Source organism: Helicobacter winghamensis ATCC BAA-430, assembly GCF_028751035.1.
In the GTDB taxonomy this organism is placed as follows: Bacteria; Campylobacterota; Campylobacteria; order Campylobacterales; family Helicobacteraceae; genus Helicobacter_D; species Helicobacter_D winghamensis.
Genome location: NZ_CP063533.1, coordinates 259,027 through 277,166, shown reverse-complemented (window position 1 = coordinate 277,166; position 18,140 = coordinate 259,027). Strand labels below are relative to the sequence as shown.

Here is an 18,140-nt window from a genome sequence, read left to right as displayed (position 1 = left end):
TCAGACTAATGGTGGCCACGACTGGACTCGAACCAGCGACCACTACCATGTCAAGGTAGTGCTCTACCAACTGAGCTACGCGACCTCAAATCTAAACAGAGTGCAGATTCTATCACAACGCGCTTTTATCTTTTCTTAAAAACATATTTAAGAGAATCAAGGCAACGCCCACATTAATCATCACATCAGCAAAATTAAAAATTGCAAATTCAAACTTATAATGCCAAAAAATATAATCCACCACTCCGCTGTGCATAAATCTATCTAAAATATTAGAAATCCCAGCGCCAAAAATCATTCCAAGTGCAATAGAATGAGCTTTTAAAATCTCTTTATGTTTGCATAAATAAAAAAAGATTCCAACTAAAAGTGTAATTTGCAAATACTTAAGCCACTCTTGCAAAAATGCAAACATTGAAAATGCCACACCCTTATTATACACAAGCAATAGCGAAACCACATTTGTGCTATAAATCACATCACCTTGCTGATAACCCCTTAAGACAAAATACCACTTAATTGCCTGATCTAGCAAAAATACAACGCACAAAGCGATAAAAAAGCAAAGCCAAGTGGAATTTTTAAAGTCCCCCTTTAGCAAATTTTACCCTTAAAATATTCTTCACACTCTAGCATAACCTTATCTAATAGTTTCACATCTTTACCTTCTAATAAAATGCGCAATTTATTCTCCGTCCCGCTATAACGAATTAGGTGGCGAATATTATGCGCTTCAATGGATTTTAAAAAGTTTTGATAATTTTCTAATGACTCTAAACTAGGCTTAGAATTTACAGAAAGATTTTTTAAAATTTGTGGATAAAGATTAAAACAATTTAACGCCTTAGAAGCTGGCTTTTTAGACTTTAAAATATAAGCCATTGTTTGCAAGGCACTCACTAAACCATCGCCTGTTTTTGCAAAATCACTAAAAATAATATGCCCACTTTGCTCCCCACCAAAATTTAAATTTTTATCAAGCATTGCCTCAAGCACATATTTATCACCTACATTAGAGCGCACAAGTGCGATTCCGTGAGATTTTAAAAACTCTTCTAAGGCGTAATTGCTCATAATAGTTGCGACAACAGCATTATTTTTTAGCATTTTAGATTCCTTTGCTGCTAGAGCTAGCACACCAATTAACTTATCTCCGTGAATCACCTCTCCCTTTTCATCAACAACTACAAGTCTATCAGCATCACCATCAAGCGCAAATCCAATATCCGCTCTCACACGACGCACCTCTTCTTGGAGCATTAAAGGCTGTGTCGCACCACAATTTTCATTAATGTTAAAGCCGTTTGGTTCATCATTAATCACAAACACTTCCGCCCCAAGCTCGCTAAAAATTGTTGGCGCAACCTTATATGCCGCCCCATTTGCGCAGTCTAAAACTACACGGATCCCATACAAAGACAAATCTTTCGGAAAAGAGTTTTTAATATGCACAATATAACGCCCAACTACATCATCGATTCTTTTAGATGATCCAATCTCTTTGCCCCTTTTTTGCGCTGTCTCGAGCATATTTAAATCTTTATAAATTCTCTCAATCTCCCCTTCATCTTTTTCATCAATCTTGTATCCACTACGCCCAAAAAATTTGATTCCATTGTCCATAAAAGGATTATGACTAGCACTCACCATTATCCCTCCATCGCAGCGCATATCCTCTGTCAAATACGCAATTGCAGGTGTAGGCATAGGACCAATTTGTATCACTTCATAACCCACTGCTGTAAGTCCGCTAACAAGTGCATTTTCTAACATATATCCACTGCGTCTTGTGTCTTTTCCTACAAGAATCCTATTTGTTTTTGCGTGCTCTCTATAATAAATCCCCGCAGCAATCCCTAACTTAAGCGCGCAAAACGCATCTAACTTCACACCAGCCTCACCCCTTACACCATCTGTTCCAAATAATTTCATAATTACGCCTTTTTATTTGCTTTTAATAAAATGTTAAATAGAATTTTAGCTTAAATTTTTTACAAAAGGATTAATACCCTATGGCAAATCATAAATCGGCAGAGAAACGCATTCGTCAGACAAAAAAGCGCACAGAAAGAAATCGCTATTATAAAACAAGAATTAAAAATATGACAAGAGCTTTAAAAGAGGCTATTGATGCGAAAGATTTAAATAAAGCACAAGAAACTATGAAACAAATCAATCAAAACTTTCATAGCTATGTTAGCAAAGGAATCCTAACTAAAAATACAGCCGCTAGAAAAGTTAGTCGTCTAAACGCTTCTGTAAAAAAACTTGCCCTAGCAAACGCTTAAATCTTAGCGTTTGTTCCCCAAAGCTCTTATATGTTAGCTTCCAAACTTCAGCCTTTCATTAAACGTTATGATGAAATTAGCACATTACTTGTTGATCCTAATATCTTAAATGATATTAAACGCATTACAGAACTTAGCAAAGAACAAAGCGACCTAGAAGAGCTTGTAGAAAAGGCACGCGCTTATCTTAACAATCTCCAAAGCATTGAAGAGAATAAAGCTTTGCTAGATGATAAAGAGCTTGGCGATTTAGCAAAAGAAGAAATTAAAGAAACAGAAACACAAAATGTGAAATTAGAAGCAGAAATTAAAGTCTTATTATTGCCCAAGGACCCCAATGATGATAAAAATATTTATTTGGAATTGCGTGCGGGTACAGGGGGAGATGAAGCAGGGATTTTTGTGGGCGATTTATTCCGCGCTTATGTTCGCTATGCAGATCTTAAAGGTTGGAAAGTAGAGATTATCAGCTCTAGTGAAAATAGTGTTGGGGGCTATAAAGAAATCATCGCACTTGTTAAAGGCAAGGGAGCATATTCAAGGCTAAAATATGAAGGTGGCACACATCGCGTGCAACGCGTTCCAGCAACAGAATCACAAGGCAGGGTGCATACCTCAGCAATCACAGTTGCCATTATGCCTGAAGTTGATGATGTAGAAGTTGTGATAAATCCTAATGATTTACGCATTGAAGTTTTTCGCGCAGGCGGACACGGCGGACAATGCGTTAATACCACAGATTCCGCCGTTAGAATTACACATATTCCCACAGGCATTAGTGTATCTATGCAAGATGAAAAATCCCAGCATAAAAACAAAGATAAGGCGATGAAAATCCTAAAGGCTAGAATCTATGAAGCGGAGCTTGAAGCACAAATGGAACAAAACGCAGAAGCTCGAAAATCTCAAGTTGGAAGTGGAGATAGAAGTGAGAGAATCCGCACTTATAACTATCCACAAAACCGCTTGACAGACCATCGCGTTGGACTTACGCTTTATAGCCTAGAGGAAATTATGTTAAGTGGAAATTTGGATTCCGTTATTGATCCTATTGTCGCGTATTTTCAAGCAGAAGCCTTGCAAAATAGTGGAATTGCATAATCTTTAAGCTCTCTTTTACTTAAATCCGCTATAATTACGCTTCTTTTTATTCTTTGGACAGATGGGTGAGTTGGCTGAAACCACATCCCTGCTAAGGATGCGTAGTCGCAAGATTACCGAGAGTTCGAATCTCTCTCTGTCCGCCACTCTTTATAAATCTCCACTGTAACAAATACCAAAAATGGATTCCATATTAAGTTAATCTAGTGATTGAAATTTGTGATTTTATTTACTTGCAACCCCCACGCATTTTGCACGCAGTGGTTTGAATATTTAAAGATTATTTTCTAAAAGATTTTGTTTTTGCATTGCTTGATGAATGCTATCATAAGCTCTAAGCTCACTCTCCCCTACTTTAACCCAAGCATTTAATCCTTCCATTTGCATCATTTTTGCAATGATAGGATTATCTTTTTTAGCATTTTGGCTAAGTAACATTTGGCTAAAAGATTCCGCTAAGTTGGAATCCAAATTTGATAAAACAGAAAAGTTACAATGGCAATACCCTGGGCTACTCCAAAAACTTTCAATATCAGGATAACTCCCTTCTTCTAGGATTCTAATCCAAGTGCTAGAGCCAATGCTTCCGGCATCTAACTCACCTTTTTTAATCGCTTCTAAGAGATCAAACTCGCTTCTACCTGTATCTCCGTGCTTGCCAACATCACTATTATAACGCACAATGGAGAGTTGAAAATCTAAACCGTCTTGCTCTTTTTGCAAATAATACAAAGGCATAATCGCCGCTTGAGCGGAATCCATAGAGCCTAAACCAAATCTTTTACCTGCCAAATCAGCAAGGCTTTGGATTCTACTTCCCTTTTTACAAACAAATTTCGTCGTAAAATCTATATCCGTATCACGCATAACCAGCGCGCTTGCCTTGCCTCCTGTCGCATGCAAAGTGCGAATCCACGCTACATTTGTATTCCACGCAATATCAATATGCCCCTTTAACAGCGCATCAACTTGCCTTTCATAATTGCTAAATAGCACATAATCTAGTTTAATGCCAAAAGTCTTTGCATTTTCATTTGCATAATCCCTAATAATATCCCAAATAGGCACAACCTTTGGGTCATACGCAACCGCGCCTAAAAGTAATGTTTGCATAGTTTTCCTTTATTTTGTAATCGCATTACCTAGCCATACCTTTAACACATCAAGACTAGGTGCCATAACTTGTGAAGCAAGCGCATCACGCATATAGCGTTCAAGTGGCAAAAGCTTGCTATATGCCTTTCCACCGCCTAAACGCATTGCAAGAGTGCAGACATCTAAGACATTATGTGTTGCATTAATGCGCGAAGCAAAGATTTTTACAACCGCATCATCAGCACCTTTATCAAAGCTACTTGCCGCATCAAGTGCTAATGCAATTCCACTTTGAACCTTAGCATACATATCAGCTAAGTGGATTTTCACAAGCTCCACATCACTAAGAGAAGTCTTGTTTGTGTATTGTCTTGTTTTTGTATGTTCTAACGCACAATCATACGCCGCTTTTGCAAGTCCGCTATACACTGCTGCAAGTCCAGTAATAAAATGCATTAAAACAGCCCCAGTAGCACTCTCCCCGTCTCCTTCTTTACCCACTCTTAAATGCTCACTCACACGCACACCATTATATTGCACAGGCTTTGAAGCATTACCACGCATTCCAAGACCATTCCATACATTTTCTTCGTGCAAAAGATTGTTAGAATCCTTATGCACAAGCCAAATATTTTTTGCACCTTGATTAATGCAGGAATTTGTATAAGTTAGATAATAATCCGCATTTTGCGCAGAAGTTACAAAGCTCTTTCGCCCATTTAGGATTCTATCTTCACCACTTAATTCTTCTGTAATATCAGGCTCTCCAAAATGTGTCCCAGAGCCACTTTCACTAAAGGCAAGAGCAAAGGCAATCTCCCCTTTAGCAACCTTTGGCAAAAACTCTTGCTTTAGCTCATCAGAACCGCTCGCGCAAAGCCCCGCCACAGAAGTATTGTGCATCATATAGCAAAGTGCTGTTGTAGCACAATATTGTGCCAAAGCATAGCAAACCTGAGTATGTTCAAAGTTTCCTCCACCTAAACCGCCATATTCCTTTGGCACTAAAAGCCCCATATAACCCTTTTGTTTTAAGGCATCATAAGCAGATTTTGGAAACTTTCCTTGCAAATCAGCATCTTGTGTAACAGGTGCGACAAACTCCGCTCCAAAGGCAAGTGTGGAATCCAAAAGTGTTTCTTTCTCTAGCATTTAAGCTCCTTTTTTTGTTAATAATCTCACGGATTTTAAGGATAAACCCTTTGTGATAGCGCAAATTGCGCCACCAAAAAAGATTCACATAAAGTTTGGTGTATGTGCCTTGCTTAACTCCCTTGCAAGCTCTTCATCAATTCTGCATTCTATCAAGCGTTTTGTGCGATTTTTTTCCATTTTTTTCTTTAACTCTTCTAAGGCTTCAAATCCTCTTTTTATAGCATTTGGAGAATTTCCACCACCAGCAATTACAGCTAATGACTCCAATAAAAGCGTAGATTCCCCACTTAATTCATCTAAATAACTTCTCCGCTCTAACACAGAGCGTTTTAAAAGCACGATTTTGTTAGGATTTTCGCTTAAACCTTGCTTAATATGTGCCATTCCATAGGCAACATGGCGCATTTCATCTTTTCTTGCAAGGCGCAAAAGCTTTTTTGTCGGCGCATCAGGGATATGCTCTTCTAAAAAATGTAACAAATCTACAAAAGTCCCCTCTCCCATAATGTGTAACAAAAAACTAGAAACAAAGTAATTTTCTTCTTTAAAAAGCGTATAAAGGCTTTGCTGAGTAGTTAGCGTAGAGTATTGAAGCCCTAAACCTGTGGCTTTTGCACGCTTAATGAAAACTTCAATATGCCTTGCTTCATCACCGATAATACTAGAGAGGAGTAAAGGCACTTCTGTGTAATAAGGCGAAACTTTTGGTAAAAATTTTGCAGGCACATAAAGGGCGGAAAACTCATTTTCTACGAGATAAGTCATAACTTGCGCAATGGCAAATTCTAAGGATTTATCATAAGTTGGAATCGCACCCCACTCAATCTCACTTGTTGCATTCCATTGTGCCACTTTAGAGTCTTCATAAAGACGTGTTAGATTCTCACTCCAAACGCTCTCTTTGTGGCTTAACATAAAGTCATACTCTGGGCTTGCAATCTGTGGTATAGAATCCCTAGCACTTAGCCCAAAATTACTTGGCGCAAGAGACAAGATAGAATCGGTTTTTAAAGGCGTGAAAGCATTTTTAGATTGCTTTTGAAGCGTGTAGCTAGAGCAATGCTTTAAAGGGGTTTTTTGAATGAACTTTTCGCCCTTTAAACGGCACCACGCATTAAGCTCGGACTCTAAATTATCAAAATCACTTACCACTTCAAGCGTTGCATTCTCCAAAGCAAGTAAAAACGCATTTTCAAGGCGCATAAAAAAGAGTTTTCCTAAAGGAATCTCTCCCATAAAAATTGTATTTGTAGGCATTTTTGGCTTTTAAAATAAATTGTAGCGTGAGCTATGGATTTTTCACACGGAAAACAACACGGCAATGGCAATATTGCAGTAAAGGTTTTGATTATAACACAAAACCTTTTAAAACTATCTAAAATGTTTTTCTTAATGCTTTAGACTCTTTTCTTGCCTTATTTTCTTAATTTTTCTTTGTAGGACAATTTATTGCAAAATTAGCTTTTTTTAGATAAAATCAAAGTTTTTTAAACTTAATCTTAATTTTTAAATGTAATTTTTAATGCAAGGCTATCTAAAAATGAAATTTTTTTATGTTTTACTTTGTTTGCTAACTTTTATAACTTCTAGTTTCGCGCAATTTGATGATTTAAGCTATGATATACATAGTGAAGAAGTACTAAAAACCTTTGAAGTAGAACCAGATTTTTTAAATAACCCCTACTTTCTTGATGTAAAAAACACATTTTTTAACGATACACATCAAAACTATTTACTTGCGAAGTTTAAAGACGGACAAGAGTTTATTCCAACCTTGAAAGAAATGTTTTTAAAGGAAGGTATTCCCCAAGAATTTTTATATCTTGCAATGATAGAATCAGGCTTTTCACTCACGGCAAAATCTAACAAACGCGCCATAGGAATGTGGCAGTTTATGCCAAAAACTGCGCAATCCTTGGGACTTTCCATTAATGCACAAATTGATGAACGCAAAGATCCCATTAAATCCACACAAGCTGCCATTGCGTATCTAAAATATCTCAAAGCTTCTTTTGGCAAATGGTATCTAGCCGCTATTGCATATAATTGTGGAGATGGGCGCTTAAGAAGAGCAATAGAAAAGGCAGGAAGCGACTCACTAAGTGTACTCTTAGATCCAAATGAGAAATACATTCCACTAGAAAGCAGAATGTATATCCGCAAAATCCTATCAGTTTCCTTATTTTTTCACAATATTGATACATTAAAAACAAATGATTATGACTACTTCTTAAATCGTGGAGCAAACTCTCTTCTAGCAACCATTAAAGTAGCTCCTGCCACACCACTTAGCCAAATTGCTGCTAAAGCTGGAATTCCTTTAAACAAATTAAAGCGCTATAACCCGCAATTTAAACGCGCAATCACCCCAACATTCGCCAAAACTTATAGCGTGCATTTACCCTATCAATTCCTAGCCCAATACAAAGAGAACGCCCAAAATCAAGAGATTAAAGTCAAACCTTATCTTGTGCATCGCGTAGGCAAGGGAGATACAATGTATTCTATTGCTAAACGCTACGGTGTCCCAAGCAAGCAAATCGCACAACACAATGGAATCCTAAATAGCAATACACTCTCTATCAATCAAGAGATTGTAATTCCACTAAATAAGGGATAAAAATGCAAATTATTGGAATCTTTTTTAAAGTTTTTTCAGGGATTTTCATAGCAATTTTACTGCTTGGTGGCTGTGGCTCCAAGAGAACAAACATTCCTTATAATGGCGGTGCTCCTAATTATGGCTCAATGAACAATAGCGCACAATCACAAAAAGCCACAATGCGTCCTTATCAAATCAATGGCAAATGGTATTATCCCACAACCGTAACACTAGGAGAAACTTATGATGGAATCGCAAGTTGGTATGGTCCAAAGTTTCACGGCAAAAAAACTTCCAATGGAGAAACTTATAGTATGTATGCACACACTGCTGCACATAAAACCCTGCCAATGAATACGATTGTGCGCGTAACGAGCAAAGAGAATGGTCGATCAACAATTGTGCGCATTAATGATAGAGGTCCTTTTATTGCAGGCAGAATTATTGATTTATCCAAAAGCGCTGCAGAAGATATTGATATGATGGCAAAAGGCACAGCGCGTGTGCGTGTAGAAGTTATCGGATTTAATGGCACAATCTCCAATTCTTTACCGCTCAACCAAGAAACCATTGCACGCAGTGAATACAAGGTTGCTACAACACAAAAAACAATACAACTCTCACAATTCCTTGTGCAAATTGGGGCATTTAGGCGCAAAGAAGGCGCGCAAAGCTACCAAAAAAGCCACACTGATATACACGGCTATCACGCCATCATTAAAGAATATATGCTTGATGGCGCACCCATTTATCGCGTAATGTTAAGTGGATTTAAAAGTGAGGAAGAAGCAAGGGATTTTATTGCTTCACAAAAAATTGCAGGTGCATTTATCACCACAGAATAGGCTAAAATATGCAAACATTAACACGCAACACAAAAGAAACACAGATCACCGCTTCTTTAGAAGTGTATGGAAAGGGTAATGGGGAGATTAAAAGTGGAATCGGATTTTTTAACCATATGCTAGAATCTCTTTGCAAGCACGCAAGTTGGAATCTAAATCTTAATTGCAAGGGAGATTTAGAAGTAGATTTTCATCACAGCGTGGAAGATTGCGGAATTGTTATAGGAACATTGCTAAAACAAGCACTTTTTCCCATTAGCCAAATAGAACGCTTTGGTAATGCCAGCATTGTAATGGATGAAGCATGCGTAGAATGCGACTTAGACTTAAGCAATCGCCCTTTTTTAGTGTATAAAGTCCCTGTTAGTGGCAAGGTTGGGGAGTTTGATTCCGAGTTAGCAGAGGAATTTTTTCGTGCTGTTGTGCAAAATGCTGGAATCTCAGCACATATCATTGCAAAAAGAGGAAAAAATCAGCACCATTTAATTGAAGCTTCTTTTAAAGCCTTTGCAGTGGCATTGCGTAGGGCTTGCGTGAAAAATAATGCGCTTGGAATCCCTAGCACAAAGGGCGTGCTATGATTAGACTTATTGTCTTAGATGTAGATGGCACTTTGAGTGATGGAAGCATTATTTATAGCGATAGTGGAGCAGAAATTAAAGCTTTTAATGTCAAAGATGGCTTAGGCATTGCAGCTTGGATTAAGCTTGGGAGAGAAGTTGCGATTATCACAGGAAGGGAATCTAAACTTGTAGAAAATCGCGCTAAAGAGTTAAAAGTTACCTACATTAAACAAGGAATTAAAGACAAGGCACAAGCCCTAAAAGAAATTTTAGAGCAAGCAAATATTTCCTTAGATGAAGTCGCAATTATCGGTGATGATTTAAATGATTTAAGTATGTTAAGACTTGTTAAGCACTCTTATGCTCCAAAAGATGCTGTAAAACTTGTTAGGCAAAATGTCTGCAAAGTGCTTAAGCAAAAGGGCGGCAAAGGTGCTGTGCGTGCGATGATTGATGAACTTATCAAAAAAGAAAATTTAGAGAAAAAACTTTATGAACTCTTTGCTTAACCCCCTAAAATCTTACCAAAGTGCGCGATTTGTAACTCTCTTTTTTATTGCTCTGTGCGGTTTTAGTCTTTTAATGGTGTTGTTTTTAGGCATTAAACAAGCCCGCATTGCACAAGCGCAACAAAATATCACGCGCTTTGAAGTCTTTGATTTTGAGTATTTTAAAATCACAAAAAATGGAGTAAATACCACTGCTAGTGGCAAAAAAGCAAGAGAAAATACAAATAAAGAAAGCGAACTAGAATCCTTAAATGTGAAAAATTTAAATAACGGAACTTCAGAATACTTACAAGCAGATTTTGCTCTTTATAACAATAGCGATATTTTCTTTCCACAAGGCGTTACTTACACGCGTGATGCTACAAAGTTTTGGAGTGAACAGGCGCGCTATTACCCAGATTCTAAAAATCTAGAAGGAGTGGGAGAGTTTGTGATTTTAGATAAAAGTGCCACAATTCGTGGGCGCAATATTATCTATAAAGATGCAAAAGTCTATGCAACAAATATTCACGGAATCCTAAAGGCAGAGCAATGAAATTTTTAGTTGGAATCCTGATTTTAGGGATTTTTGCGTTTGCTGATGAAATTGAGGTGAGCGCACAAGAATTTATCGGTGATGAGAAAAAAAAACTTACACATTTAAAAGGGAATGTAGAAATTAAACGCGCAAGCGATCGTTTGATTGCCAATGAAGCCTTTGTATATTTAGATTCCAACAATCGCCCTAATAAAATGCAAGCCATTGGCAATGTGCGTTTTTGGTTCGCATTAAAAGATGGAAGAGAAATTGAAGGGGAATCTAATGAAGCCTTATACTTTCCAAACACGCAAGAATATCAAATTTTAGGCAATGCAATTGTGCGAGAAATCGGCAAACAAAATATTGTGCGTGGTGATAAAATCATAGTTCGCCAAAAAGTTGGCTATATCAATGTAATAGGTAATGACAAAAAACCAGCACGACTAATTTTTAAGCTTGACAAAGAGAAATAATGCAACACTTTATCCTAAAAAACGCAAGCTTTCTAACTTCGGCGCAAAATCTCTCGCAATGCCCTCCGCCTATGCTCTCAGAAGTTGCGTTTTTAGGGCGAAGCAATGTAGGAAAAAGCACGCTTATTAATCTCTTATGCAACCAAAAAAACCTAGCAAAAAGCTCTTCAACTCCGGGCAAAACACAGCTTATTAACTTCTTTGCAACACAATGGAAAGCAAACTCGCAAGATTCCACACAAGAGGTTTTAAAACTTATGTTTGTAGATTTGCCCGGTTTTGGCTATGCAAAAGTTGCTAAAAGCCAAAAGGAATTATGGAATCGCAATTTAGTAGAATTTTTACGCAAAAGGGATTGTATTAGATTATTTGTGCATTTGGTAGATAGCAGACATCCAAGCTTAGAAATTGATGCCAATCTTGTTGCTTTTGTGGAACAATTTTTAAGGGGGGATCAACGCTTTGTGCAGGTTTTTACAAAGTTTGATAAGCTTAATGTTAATGAGCAAAACAAGCTAAAAGCTGCCTTTCCAAACGCTTTATTTTCAAGCTCTTTAAAAAAGCACAATACCCCTAAAATTGCGGATTTTATTGTAGCAAACACATTAGGATATGCCCTATGATTATTACACAGCCTGTATTAAATGATATTCCAGCAATGCGTGAAATTGTTCGCCCAGAAGTAGAAAGAGGCGTGATTTTAGAGAGAAGTGCCGAAGTTATGGCAAATATGATTCGCTCTTATCGCGTTGCTTGGGAAGAACAAGAAGTTTTAAAGAATAAAGAATTTTTGGATTCCAACTTTGGCAAACTCATCTTAGAAAACAAGCTCTTAAGAGCGATGAAAAACCCCATAATGTTAGGTTTTTGTGCCTTGCATTTACATTCTACCACACTTGCTGAAATTAGAAGTTTAATTGTTACTCCTAAAGCTCAACGGCTAGGGGTTGCCACAGCACTGATTAGAGATTGTGAAAAAGAAGCCAAAGCACTTGGAATCAAAGAAATCTTAGTGCTAACCTACAAACGCACACTCTTTGAAAAGCTTGATTTTATGGAGATTAGCAAAGATAAAATTCCTAATCAAAAAATTTGGGCGGATTGTATTTTATGCAAACATTTTCCACTATGCGAAGAAATAGCACTGATAAAAGAAATCTAAGAATTTTTTTCTTAGTTCTTTTTTTTATTGTTTATGTTGCAATCACTGATATTTATTATTTTTTGCCACCACTTTTTGGTGTTGCCTATGTGATTGCACAAGAAAAATATGAAGCACAATCCTTTGGAATCTTTTATTTTCTTGCACCGTTTTTTCTTTATTTTGAAGCAAGCAAGGGCTTGCCATTCCTTAGCACCCTACTTTTTATACTCTTTTCCTTTAAAATTTTACTTCCAAAATTCCGTAAATTCTTTGGATATAACAAAATTTTCATTCCACTTTTTATTTTTTATGCGTATTTTGGTTATTTTGCTTTTCTTTGCTTTTTTGGTTGGCTTTTTGATATCCACATTCCGCAGTTTTCACCACTTTTAGCACTCTATGCAGGAACTGAAGTAGTATTAATTTGGATATTTTTATGGATTTTGTAGATGAATTCACGCATTCTTTTTCTCTTTAGCGCCTTTGTATTGTTTTGGCTTTTATTATTGATTAAAATCTTTGACATTAGCATTTTAGAACATAAAAACTTTGAAGATCAAGCGAGTAAAAATATGCTCCGCCAAGAACCCATTATCCCAATCCGCGGACAAATCTTAGATCGCAATGGGCTTCCTCTTGCTACAAACACCGTAGGTTTTAGTATATCCTTGCCACCACGCCTATCTTTACGCGCAAATCTGCCCATTTTAGAGCAAGAGACAGAAAAGCTCTTAGCTTTTTTTCCAAAATATTCCAAAGAAGAGTTAATTAAAAAATATCGGCAAAAAGACTCCCCTTACAACCACGAGTTTATCCCAGTGATTGACTTTGTAGGGCACGAAGAGATTTTGAAATATTATCCTAAACTTAGCCAAAGCAATACACTCCGCATAGTCCCATTAGCACGCCGTTTTTACCCAAACAATGCCACTGCTTCACATATTATAGGCTATGTGAGTCGCGCAAATCAAAAAGACATAGAAAAACAGCCCATCGCAAAATACACAGGAAATATCGGTAAAGAAGGCTTGGAGCGACAATACGACACTTTTTTGCAAGGTGAGCTAGGCGAAAGGATTGTTAAAGTTACTGCACTCAATCAGGAAGTAGGTGTAGTCTCCCATAAAGAAGCTATTGAAAATCGTGTTCTCATCACAACACTTGATATAAAGCTTCAAAGCGCAATGGATTCCATCTTTAGCAATAAAAATGGAGCGGCAATTATTATGGACGCCCTTAATGGAGAGATTTTAGCAGCTGGAAGTTATCCAGAATATAATTTAAATCATTTTATAGGTGGAATCTCTCATGAAAACTGGAATGCATTGCGTGATAATCCCCATAAACCGCTTATTAATAAGTTTATAAATGGTTTATATCCTCCCGGCTCCGTTATTAAAATGGGAATGGGTTTAGCCCTTTTAGAATATACCGATATTAATGAAAACACTGAAATTAAAACTCCCCCCTTTATTGAGCTAGGTGGGAGAAAATTCCGAGATTGGAAAAAAGAGGGACACGAAAGTGCTGATTTATACAAAGCGATTAAACGCAGCGTTGATGTGTATTTTTACCTTTTAGCCCAACGCACAGATTTTGAAAACATTGCTAGCGTGTTAAAGAAAATGGGCTTAGGCGAAAAGACAGGTGTGGATTTACCCAATGAATTTATAGGAATCGTGCCAAGCCCTTCTTTTAAAAAGAAGCGTTACAAGCAAGACTGGTTTGCAGGCGATAGCGTTGTTAGCTCCATAGGACAGGGCTTGTTTCTAACCACCCCCTTACAGATTGCAAACTACACCGCCCTAATTGCAAGCGGCAAGCTTCCCACTCCCCATTTTGTCAAAAATACACAAGAAGCATTGCCAAAAGATGTGCTAAATGCGTTTGAAAAAAGCAAGCTTCCCATTTTGCGCGAAGGAATGCGTCAAGTGTGTTCTGAAATCGGTGGCACAGCATTTTATGCAACAAGAGAATCTAAGGCTCATCTAGCTTGCAAAACCGGAACTGCGCAAGTTGTTGGAATCTCACAAGAAGATAAAGCAAGAATCAAAGAAGAAGATATGGAATATTTTCACCGCTCACAAGCGTGGATTACAGCATTTTTACCCGCTGATAACCCTCGCTATGTGATTACTATAATGGTAGAACACGGAGGAAGTGGAAGTGGAACAGGTGGTCCAGTGCTTGCAAAGCTTTCAAATGCTCTTGTGGATTTAGGCTATGTTAAACCTTACAAAAAAGCTTCTAAATCCCTAAATAAAAACGATTTAAACTTTGAATTAGAAGCGGAATAAGGGGGGAAAATGAAGCAAACAATCCAAAACTTAGGACAACTCTTAAAGGGCAAAAAAATCGCACTTGGCGTGTGTGGAAGCGTGGCAATTTATAAAAGCTTGGAACTTATACGCATTTTACAAAAACTAGGTGCTAGCGTGCGCGTGGTGATGAGTAAGGGAGCAGCGGATTTTATCCAACCCTTACTTTTTGAGGCTATTTCACACCATAGTGTGCTAACACAAAGCACACAAAGCTGGGGGGAGATTCCACACAATCACATTGAACTTGCCACTTGGGCAGATTTATTTGTAATCGCTCCTTGTAGCGCAAACACGCTTAATAAAATCGCCTGCGGAATTGCAGATAATGTGCTATTAGAGAGTTTTTTAGCCTTTGATAAGCTTAAATGCATTGCCCCAGCAGCAAATACAAAAATGCTAGAAAACAAAGCAACTATGGAATCTCTAAGGCTTTTGAAGCAAAGAGAAATAACACTCATCGCTCCACAATGTAAAGAACTAGCTTGCCAAACAATCGGAAATGGCGCATTAGCAGAGCCTTTAGAAATTGCTTATCAAATCTTGCGCGCCTTTTATCAAAACCCTTTTTGGAAGCAAGCGCGTGTATGTGTAAGTGGCGGTGGCAGCAAAGAAAACATTGATGCAGTGCGTTATCTCTCTAATTATTCTAGTGGCAAAATGGGGGCTTGTATTGCGCTTGTAGCGTATTTTTTAGGTGCAAAAGTAGAGTTTATAAGCTCACAATTCCCCTTTATTTTGCCACTAAATCTACAAACACAAGCTGTGCAATCCACACAAGAATATTTAGAAGCAATCAAACAATGGCAAAATATGGAATCCAAAACACAAAATTTTTTGTTTATGAGTGCGGCAATTAGCGATTATCTCCCTAAAAATCAAGTTAAAGAAAAGCTAAAAAAGCAAGAATTAGGGCAGGAATGGAATCTTAAACTAATAGAAAACCAAGATATTTTAGCCACACTTCCTAAAACACAAAAAACAATCGGCTTTAAGTTGGAATCCAAAGATGGAATCCAAAATGCTAAAAATGCCCTAAAACACAAGGGCTTAGACGCCATTTGCCTAAACACAATCACACAAAGCCATAATCCTCTAAATGCTAATAACAATCAGCTTTTATGGATTAGCAATTCGTTTGTTAAAGATTTAGGATTTTGCGATAAACTAAGCCTAGCATTTAAAATCTTAGAACAGGCGCAGTATTTATGATAAAACAATTGCACCAATTAGCCCAAGTGCAAAACACACTCCAAAACCCCGCTAAAACAACGCAATTTAATGCCACATTACCTATTAAACTTGAAGTAATGGAAAAACTACAAGGCATTCGTTATATGCTAAAAGTCGGCAACACTGCGATGGAGACAAAAAGCCTAAAAGAACTTCAAATTGGTGGCAAATATTGGGCAATGATGGGGCGTGGAAGCACAGGCTCTATCACGCTTTCAAACCTTATTAAACAGCCAAATTTACTAAAAGATTCCAATATTCCTTTAAAACTCAATGAAAAAACTCTAGAGCAGTTTTTAAAAAATAGCGAAAATCCCTTTGATATAATGAAGGGCTTTTTAACAGACCGCCTAGCAAATGCGGAATCCAAATGGGAGTTTGCCTTTCTTAGCCATATGCTAATGTCCCTAAAACACAAGGTTTTAACCATTCCACTTCATTATGATGATGCAAGCAAAGATGGCTTTATGCAGCTAAGAAAAAAGCGTATTAAAGAGCAAGAATGCTTAGAGTTTTACTCCGTATTTTCAAACTTAGGTGCAACTTGGGGCTTACTCTGGGATTTTAAAGAAGGCGTGCGATTAGATATTAGCGTAATGTATGAGAGCGTAGCGAATCTTTTGCACAGAAACTTAGACAATCTTGCCTTCATCAAAGAAACGCATATTAACATTAATAGCGAAATTGTGCCACTTTATGAGTTTAGCGACTCTTTGCTGGATTTAGAGGGATAAATGCCAAAGCATTTAGCAATTATTATGGATGGCAATGGCAGATGGGCTAAAAACCATTTGCAAATGCGCACCTTTGGGCACAAAGCAGGTGCCAAAAAAATCCAAGAAATCACAGAATTTTGCACAAAATATGGAATCGCTTTTTTAAGCCTTTATGCTTTTTCAACAGAAAACTGGAAACGCCCAAAAACTGAAGTAGATTTTCTAATGCGCTTGCTTGAAGAATATTTGGATTCTAAATTTTCTACCTATTTAAACAATAACATTATTTTTAAGGCCATTGGTGATTTAAGCATTTTTAGCACGCAATTACAAGAAAAAATCCACTCTTTAGAACTTGTCACAAAAGAGCAATGCAATGGCTTAACACAAATCCTAGCCTTAAATTATGGCTCACAAGATGAGTTGCGCCGCGCCTTTTTAAAACTTGTTTTAAAACAAGAGCGAAATTTTAGTTTTGATTCTATTGAAAATGCACTTGATACCACAGGGATTCCACCTGTGGATATGCTTGTAAGAACAGGGGGTGAAATGCGCCTTTCAAACTTCCTTTTATGGCAGAGCGCTTATGCAGAACTCTTTTTTACAAAAACGCTGTGGCCTAGCTTTACTTCTAAAGAATTAGAAGCAATGCTTTTGGAGTTTAAAACCCGCCACCGCCGTTTTGGAGGCTTATAGCTCAAGGATATTGTAATGCTCTCTTATGAACTTCTTTTAGTCTATCTTGTGGCAATCATCACGCTTATTGCCACACCCGGACCTGTTGTTGCTCTTGTGATTAAAAATGCTTTGCAAAATCCACAAAATAACTTTAAAGTGGCATTTTTTACAATCTGTGGAACTAACCTTGGCTCACTTCTGCTAATCTCTATAAGCATTGCCGTGATTTTAGGGACAACACGCATTTCAAGCTTTGCGATCTCATTACTTAGCTTGCTTGGCTCTTGTTTTATCTTTTATCTAGGATTTAGCTCCCTTTTTGCCCTTTTTAAAGCTAGCAAAGCCACAAATATGGAACAATCTAACAATTTCACCAATCAAACTAAACTAACTCCAAGAAAATGCTTTATACAAGGACTTTTTCTAAGCCTTAGCAATCCTAAGGATATTTTGTTTTTTATCGCATTTTTTCCACAATTTATGGGCATAACAGATTCTATGGCATTAAGCATTATTCTTTTAGCATTTCTTTGGATATTGCTTGATTTTGGCTTACTTCTTGCCCTTAGTTACTTTGCCCAAAAAGCAAAACTAGAGAGATTCCAAAGACTTATCACCCTTTTTAGCGATCTTGTGCTATGTGGCATAGGAATTATGGGGATTATCTATGGAATCTCTCATTTAATGCTATAATCTTAAATTTACTTTTAAAGGATTTTAAATGGTAATAGATACCAAACACCAATACCGCTACACTTCTAGCACCATTCGTCCCTTGCAAATTCAAGAATATTTTCCCTTAAAAATCTCTCACAATAAAAAGCTCTTTAATAATCCATTAGTTTGCCCCCCCCCCCCGCAAACCAACAACAAAAGATTTAAACAAACTCATTAATGCTC

22 protein-coding genes and 2 tRNA genes are annotated in these 18,140 nt (G+C 37.4%); 18 read left to right on the top strand and 6 right to left on the bottom strand.

The genetic code is table 11. The features are described 5' to 3' along the window. Positions 1-9 precede the first annotated feature (9 nt). From IP358_RS01430 to glmM, 3 genes are all read right to left on the bottom strand, one after another. A tRNA-Val gene (locus IP358_RS01430) sits at positions 10-85 on the bottom strand. A 27-nt stretch (positions 86-112) separates the two neighbouring features. Beyond that, positions 113-601, bottom strand: a complete 489-nt coding sequence (gene lspA / locus IP358_RS01425) for a signal peptidase II (protein WP_006802059.1) — start codon at positions 599-601, stop codon at positions 113-115. Further along, complete coding sequence (gene glmM / locus IP358_RS01420) at positions 595-1,932, bottom strand: phosphoglucosamine mutase (protein ID WP_006802060.1); 1,338 nt, start codon at positions 1,930-1,932, stop codon at positions 595-597. Before glmM ends, lspA begins: the two co-directional genes overlap by 7 nt. 80 nt (positions 1,933-2,012) lie before the next feature. Between glmM and rpsT the strand changes: the two genes are divergently transcribed. The 3 genes from rpsT (at position 2,013) to IP358_RS01405 (ending at position 3,535) form a co-directional block, all read left to right on the top strand. Beyond that, on the top strand, positions 2,013-2,288 hold the full coding sequence (gene rpsT, locus IP358_RS01415) for a 30S ribosomal protein S20 (RefSeq protein WP_006802061.1): 276 nt from the start codon (positions 2,013-2,015) through the stop codon (positions 2,286-2,288). Positions 2,289-2,318: 30 nt separating this feature from the next. Next, positions 2,319-3,389, top strand: coding sequence for a peptide chain release factor 1 (gene prfA / locus IP358_RS01410; RefSeq protein WP_006802062.1), 1,071 nt, complete (start codon positions 2,319-2,321; stop codon positions 3,387-3,389). A 55-nt stretch (positions 3,390-3,444) separates the two neighbouring features. Then, a tRNA-Ser gene (locus tag IP358_RS01405) sits at positions 3,445-3,535 on the top strand. A 127-nt stretch (positions 3,536-3,662) separates the two neighbouring features. Here IP358_RS01405 and IP358_RS01400 read toward each other — a convergent pair. The 3 genes from IP358_RS01400 to IP358_RS01390 all read right to left on the bottom strand — a co-directional run bounded on the left by IP358_RS01400 (position 3,663) and on the right by IP358_RS01390 (position 6,896). Next, on the bottom strand, positions 3,663-4,502 hold the full coding sequence (locus IP358_RS01400) for a phosphate/phosphite/phosphonate ABC transporter substrate-binding protein (protein ID WP_006802063.1): 840 nt from the start codon (positions 4,500-4,502) through the stop codon (positions 3,663-3,665). A 9-nt stretch (positions 4,503-4,511) separates the two neighbouring features. Then, on the bottom strand, positions 4,512-5,636 hold the full coding sequence (locus tag IP358_RS01395) for an acyl-CoA dehydrogenase family protein (RefSeq protein ID WP_006802064.1): 1,125 nt from the start codon (positions 5,634-5,636) through the stop codon (positions 4,512-4,514). Between the two features lie 84 nt (positions 5,637-5,720). After that, on the bottom strand, positions 5,721-6,896 hold the full coding sequence (locus tag IP358_RS01390; protein WP_006802065.1) for a ferritin-like domain-containing protein: 1,176 nt from the start codon (positions 6,894-6,896) through the stop codon (positions 5,721-5,723). A 283-nt stretch (positions 6,897-7,179) separates the two neighbouring features. Between IP358_RS01390 and IP358_RS01385 the strand changes: the two genes are divergently transcribed. The 15 genes from IP358_RS01385 to IP358_RS01315 are packed head-to-tail and all read left to right on the top strand — an operon-like array spanning position 7,180 to position 18,135. Next, entirely contained in the window at positions 7,180-8,259 is a 1,080-nt protein-coding gene (locus IP358_RS01385) for a lytic transglycosylase domain-containing protein (protein ID WP_050754798.1), read from the top strand. Positions 8,260-8,261: 2 nt separating this feature from the next. Further along, complete coding sequence (locus IP358_RS01380; RefSeq protein WP_006802067.1) at positions 8,262-9,086, top strand: septal ring lytic transglycosylase RlpA family protein; 825 nt, start codon at positions 8,262-8,264, stop codon at positions 9,084-9,086. Positions 9,087-9,094: 8 nt separating this feature from the next. Next, positions 9,095-9,667 (top strand): imidazoleglycerol-phosphate dehydratase HisB, encoded by a 573-nt coding sequence (gene hisB / locus IP358_RS01375; protein ID WP_006802068.1) that lies wholly within the window; start codon positions 9,095-9,097, stop codon positions 9,665-9,667. Then, on the top strand, positions 9,664-10,158 hold the full coding sequence (locus IP358_RS01370) for a KdsC family phosphatase (protein ID WP_006802069.1): 495 nt from the start codon (positions 9,664-9,666) through the stop codon (positions 10,156-10,158). The genes hisB and IP358_RS01370 overlap by 4 nt, the downstream gene beginning before the upstream one ends. Further along, positions 10,142-10,693, top strand: coding sequence for a hypothetical protein (locus IP358_RS01365; RefSeq protein WP_006802070.1), 552 nt, complete (start codon positions 10,142-10,144; stop codon positions 10,691-10,693). The genes IP358_RS01370 and IP358_RS01365 overlap by 17 nt, the downstream gene beginning before the upstream one ends. Then, positions 10,690-11,151, top strand: coding sequence for an LptA/OstA family protein (locus IP358_RS01360; RefSeq protein WP_006802071.1), 462 nt, complete (start codon positions 10,690-10,692; stop codon positions 11,149-11,151). Before IP358_RS01365 ends, IP358_RS01360 begins: the two co-directional genes overlap by 4 nt. A gap of 11 nt (positions 11,152-11,162) precedes the next feature. Beyond that, positions 11,163-11,774, top strand: a complete 612-nt coding sequence (gene yihA / locus IP358_RS01355) for a ribosome biogenesis GTP-binding protein YihA/YsxC (protein WP_370521410.1) — start codon at positions 11,163-11,165, stop codon at positions 11,772-11,774. After that, positions 11,771-12,313: a GNAT family N-acetyltransferase gene (locus IP358_RS01350; protein WP_006802073.1), complete on the top strand. Its 543-nt coding sequence runs from the start codon at positions 11,771-11,773 to the stop codon at positions 12,311-12,313. Before yihA ends, IP358_RS01350 begins: the two co-directional genes overlap by 4 nt. After that, on the top strand, positions 12,280-12,744 hold the full coding sequence (locus tag IP358_RS01345) for a hypothetical protein (RefSeq protein ID WP_248613353.1): 465 nt from the start codon (positions 12,280-12,282) through the stop codon (positions 12,742-12,744). The genes IP358_RS01350 and IP358_RS01345 overlap by 34 nt, the downstream gene beginning before the upstream one ends. Then, complete coding sequence (gene mrdA, locus IP358_RS01340) at positions 12,745-14,592, top strand: penicillin-binding protein 2 (RefSeq protein ID WP_006802075.1); 1,848 nt, start codon at positions 12,745-12,747, stop codon at positions 14,590-14,592. Positions 14,593-14,601: 9 nt separating this feature from the next. Further along, on the top strand, positions 14,602-15,825 hold the full coding sequence (gene coaBC, locus IP358_RS01335; protein ID WP_006802076.1) for a bifunctional phosphopantothenoylcysteine decarboxylase/phosphopantothenate--cysteine ligase CoaBC: 1,224 nt from the start codon (positions 14,602-14,604) through the stop codon (positions 15,823-15,825). Continuing rightward, positions 15,822-16,580 carry a hypothetical protein gene (locus IP358_RS01330; protein WP_006802077.1) on the top strand — a complete coding sequence of 253 codons (759 nt, stop codon included), beginning with the start codon at positions 15,822-15,824 and terminating at the stop codon, positions 16,578-16,580. Before coaBC ends, IP358_RS01330 begins: the two co-directional genes overlap by 4 nt. Continuing rightward, positions 16,581-17,258, top strand: coding sequence for a di-trans,poly-cis-decaprenylcistransferase (locus tag IP358_RS01325; protein WP_006802078.1), 678 nt, complete (start codon positions 16,581-16,583; stop codon positions 17,256-17,258). A 15-nt stretch (positions 17,259-17,273) separates the two neighbouring features. After that, positions 17,274-17,933: a LysE family translocator gene (locus IP358_RS01320; protein WP_006802079.1), complete on the top strand. Its 660-nt coding sequence runs from the start codon at positions 17,274-17,276 to the stop codon at positions 17,931-17,933. A gap of 28 nt (positions 17,934-17,961) precedes the next feature. Then, positions 17,962-18,135: a hypothetical protein gene (locus IP358_RS01315; RefSeq protein WP_156777714.1), complete on the top strand. Its 174-nt coding sequence runs from the start codon at positions 17,962-17,964 to the stop codon at positions 18,133-18,135. The last annotated feature ends 5 nt before the right edge of the window (positions 18,136-18,140 follow it).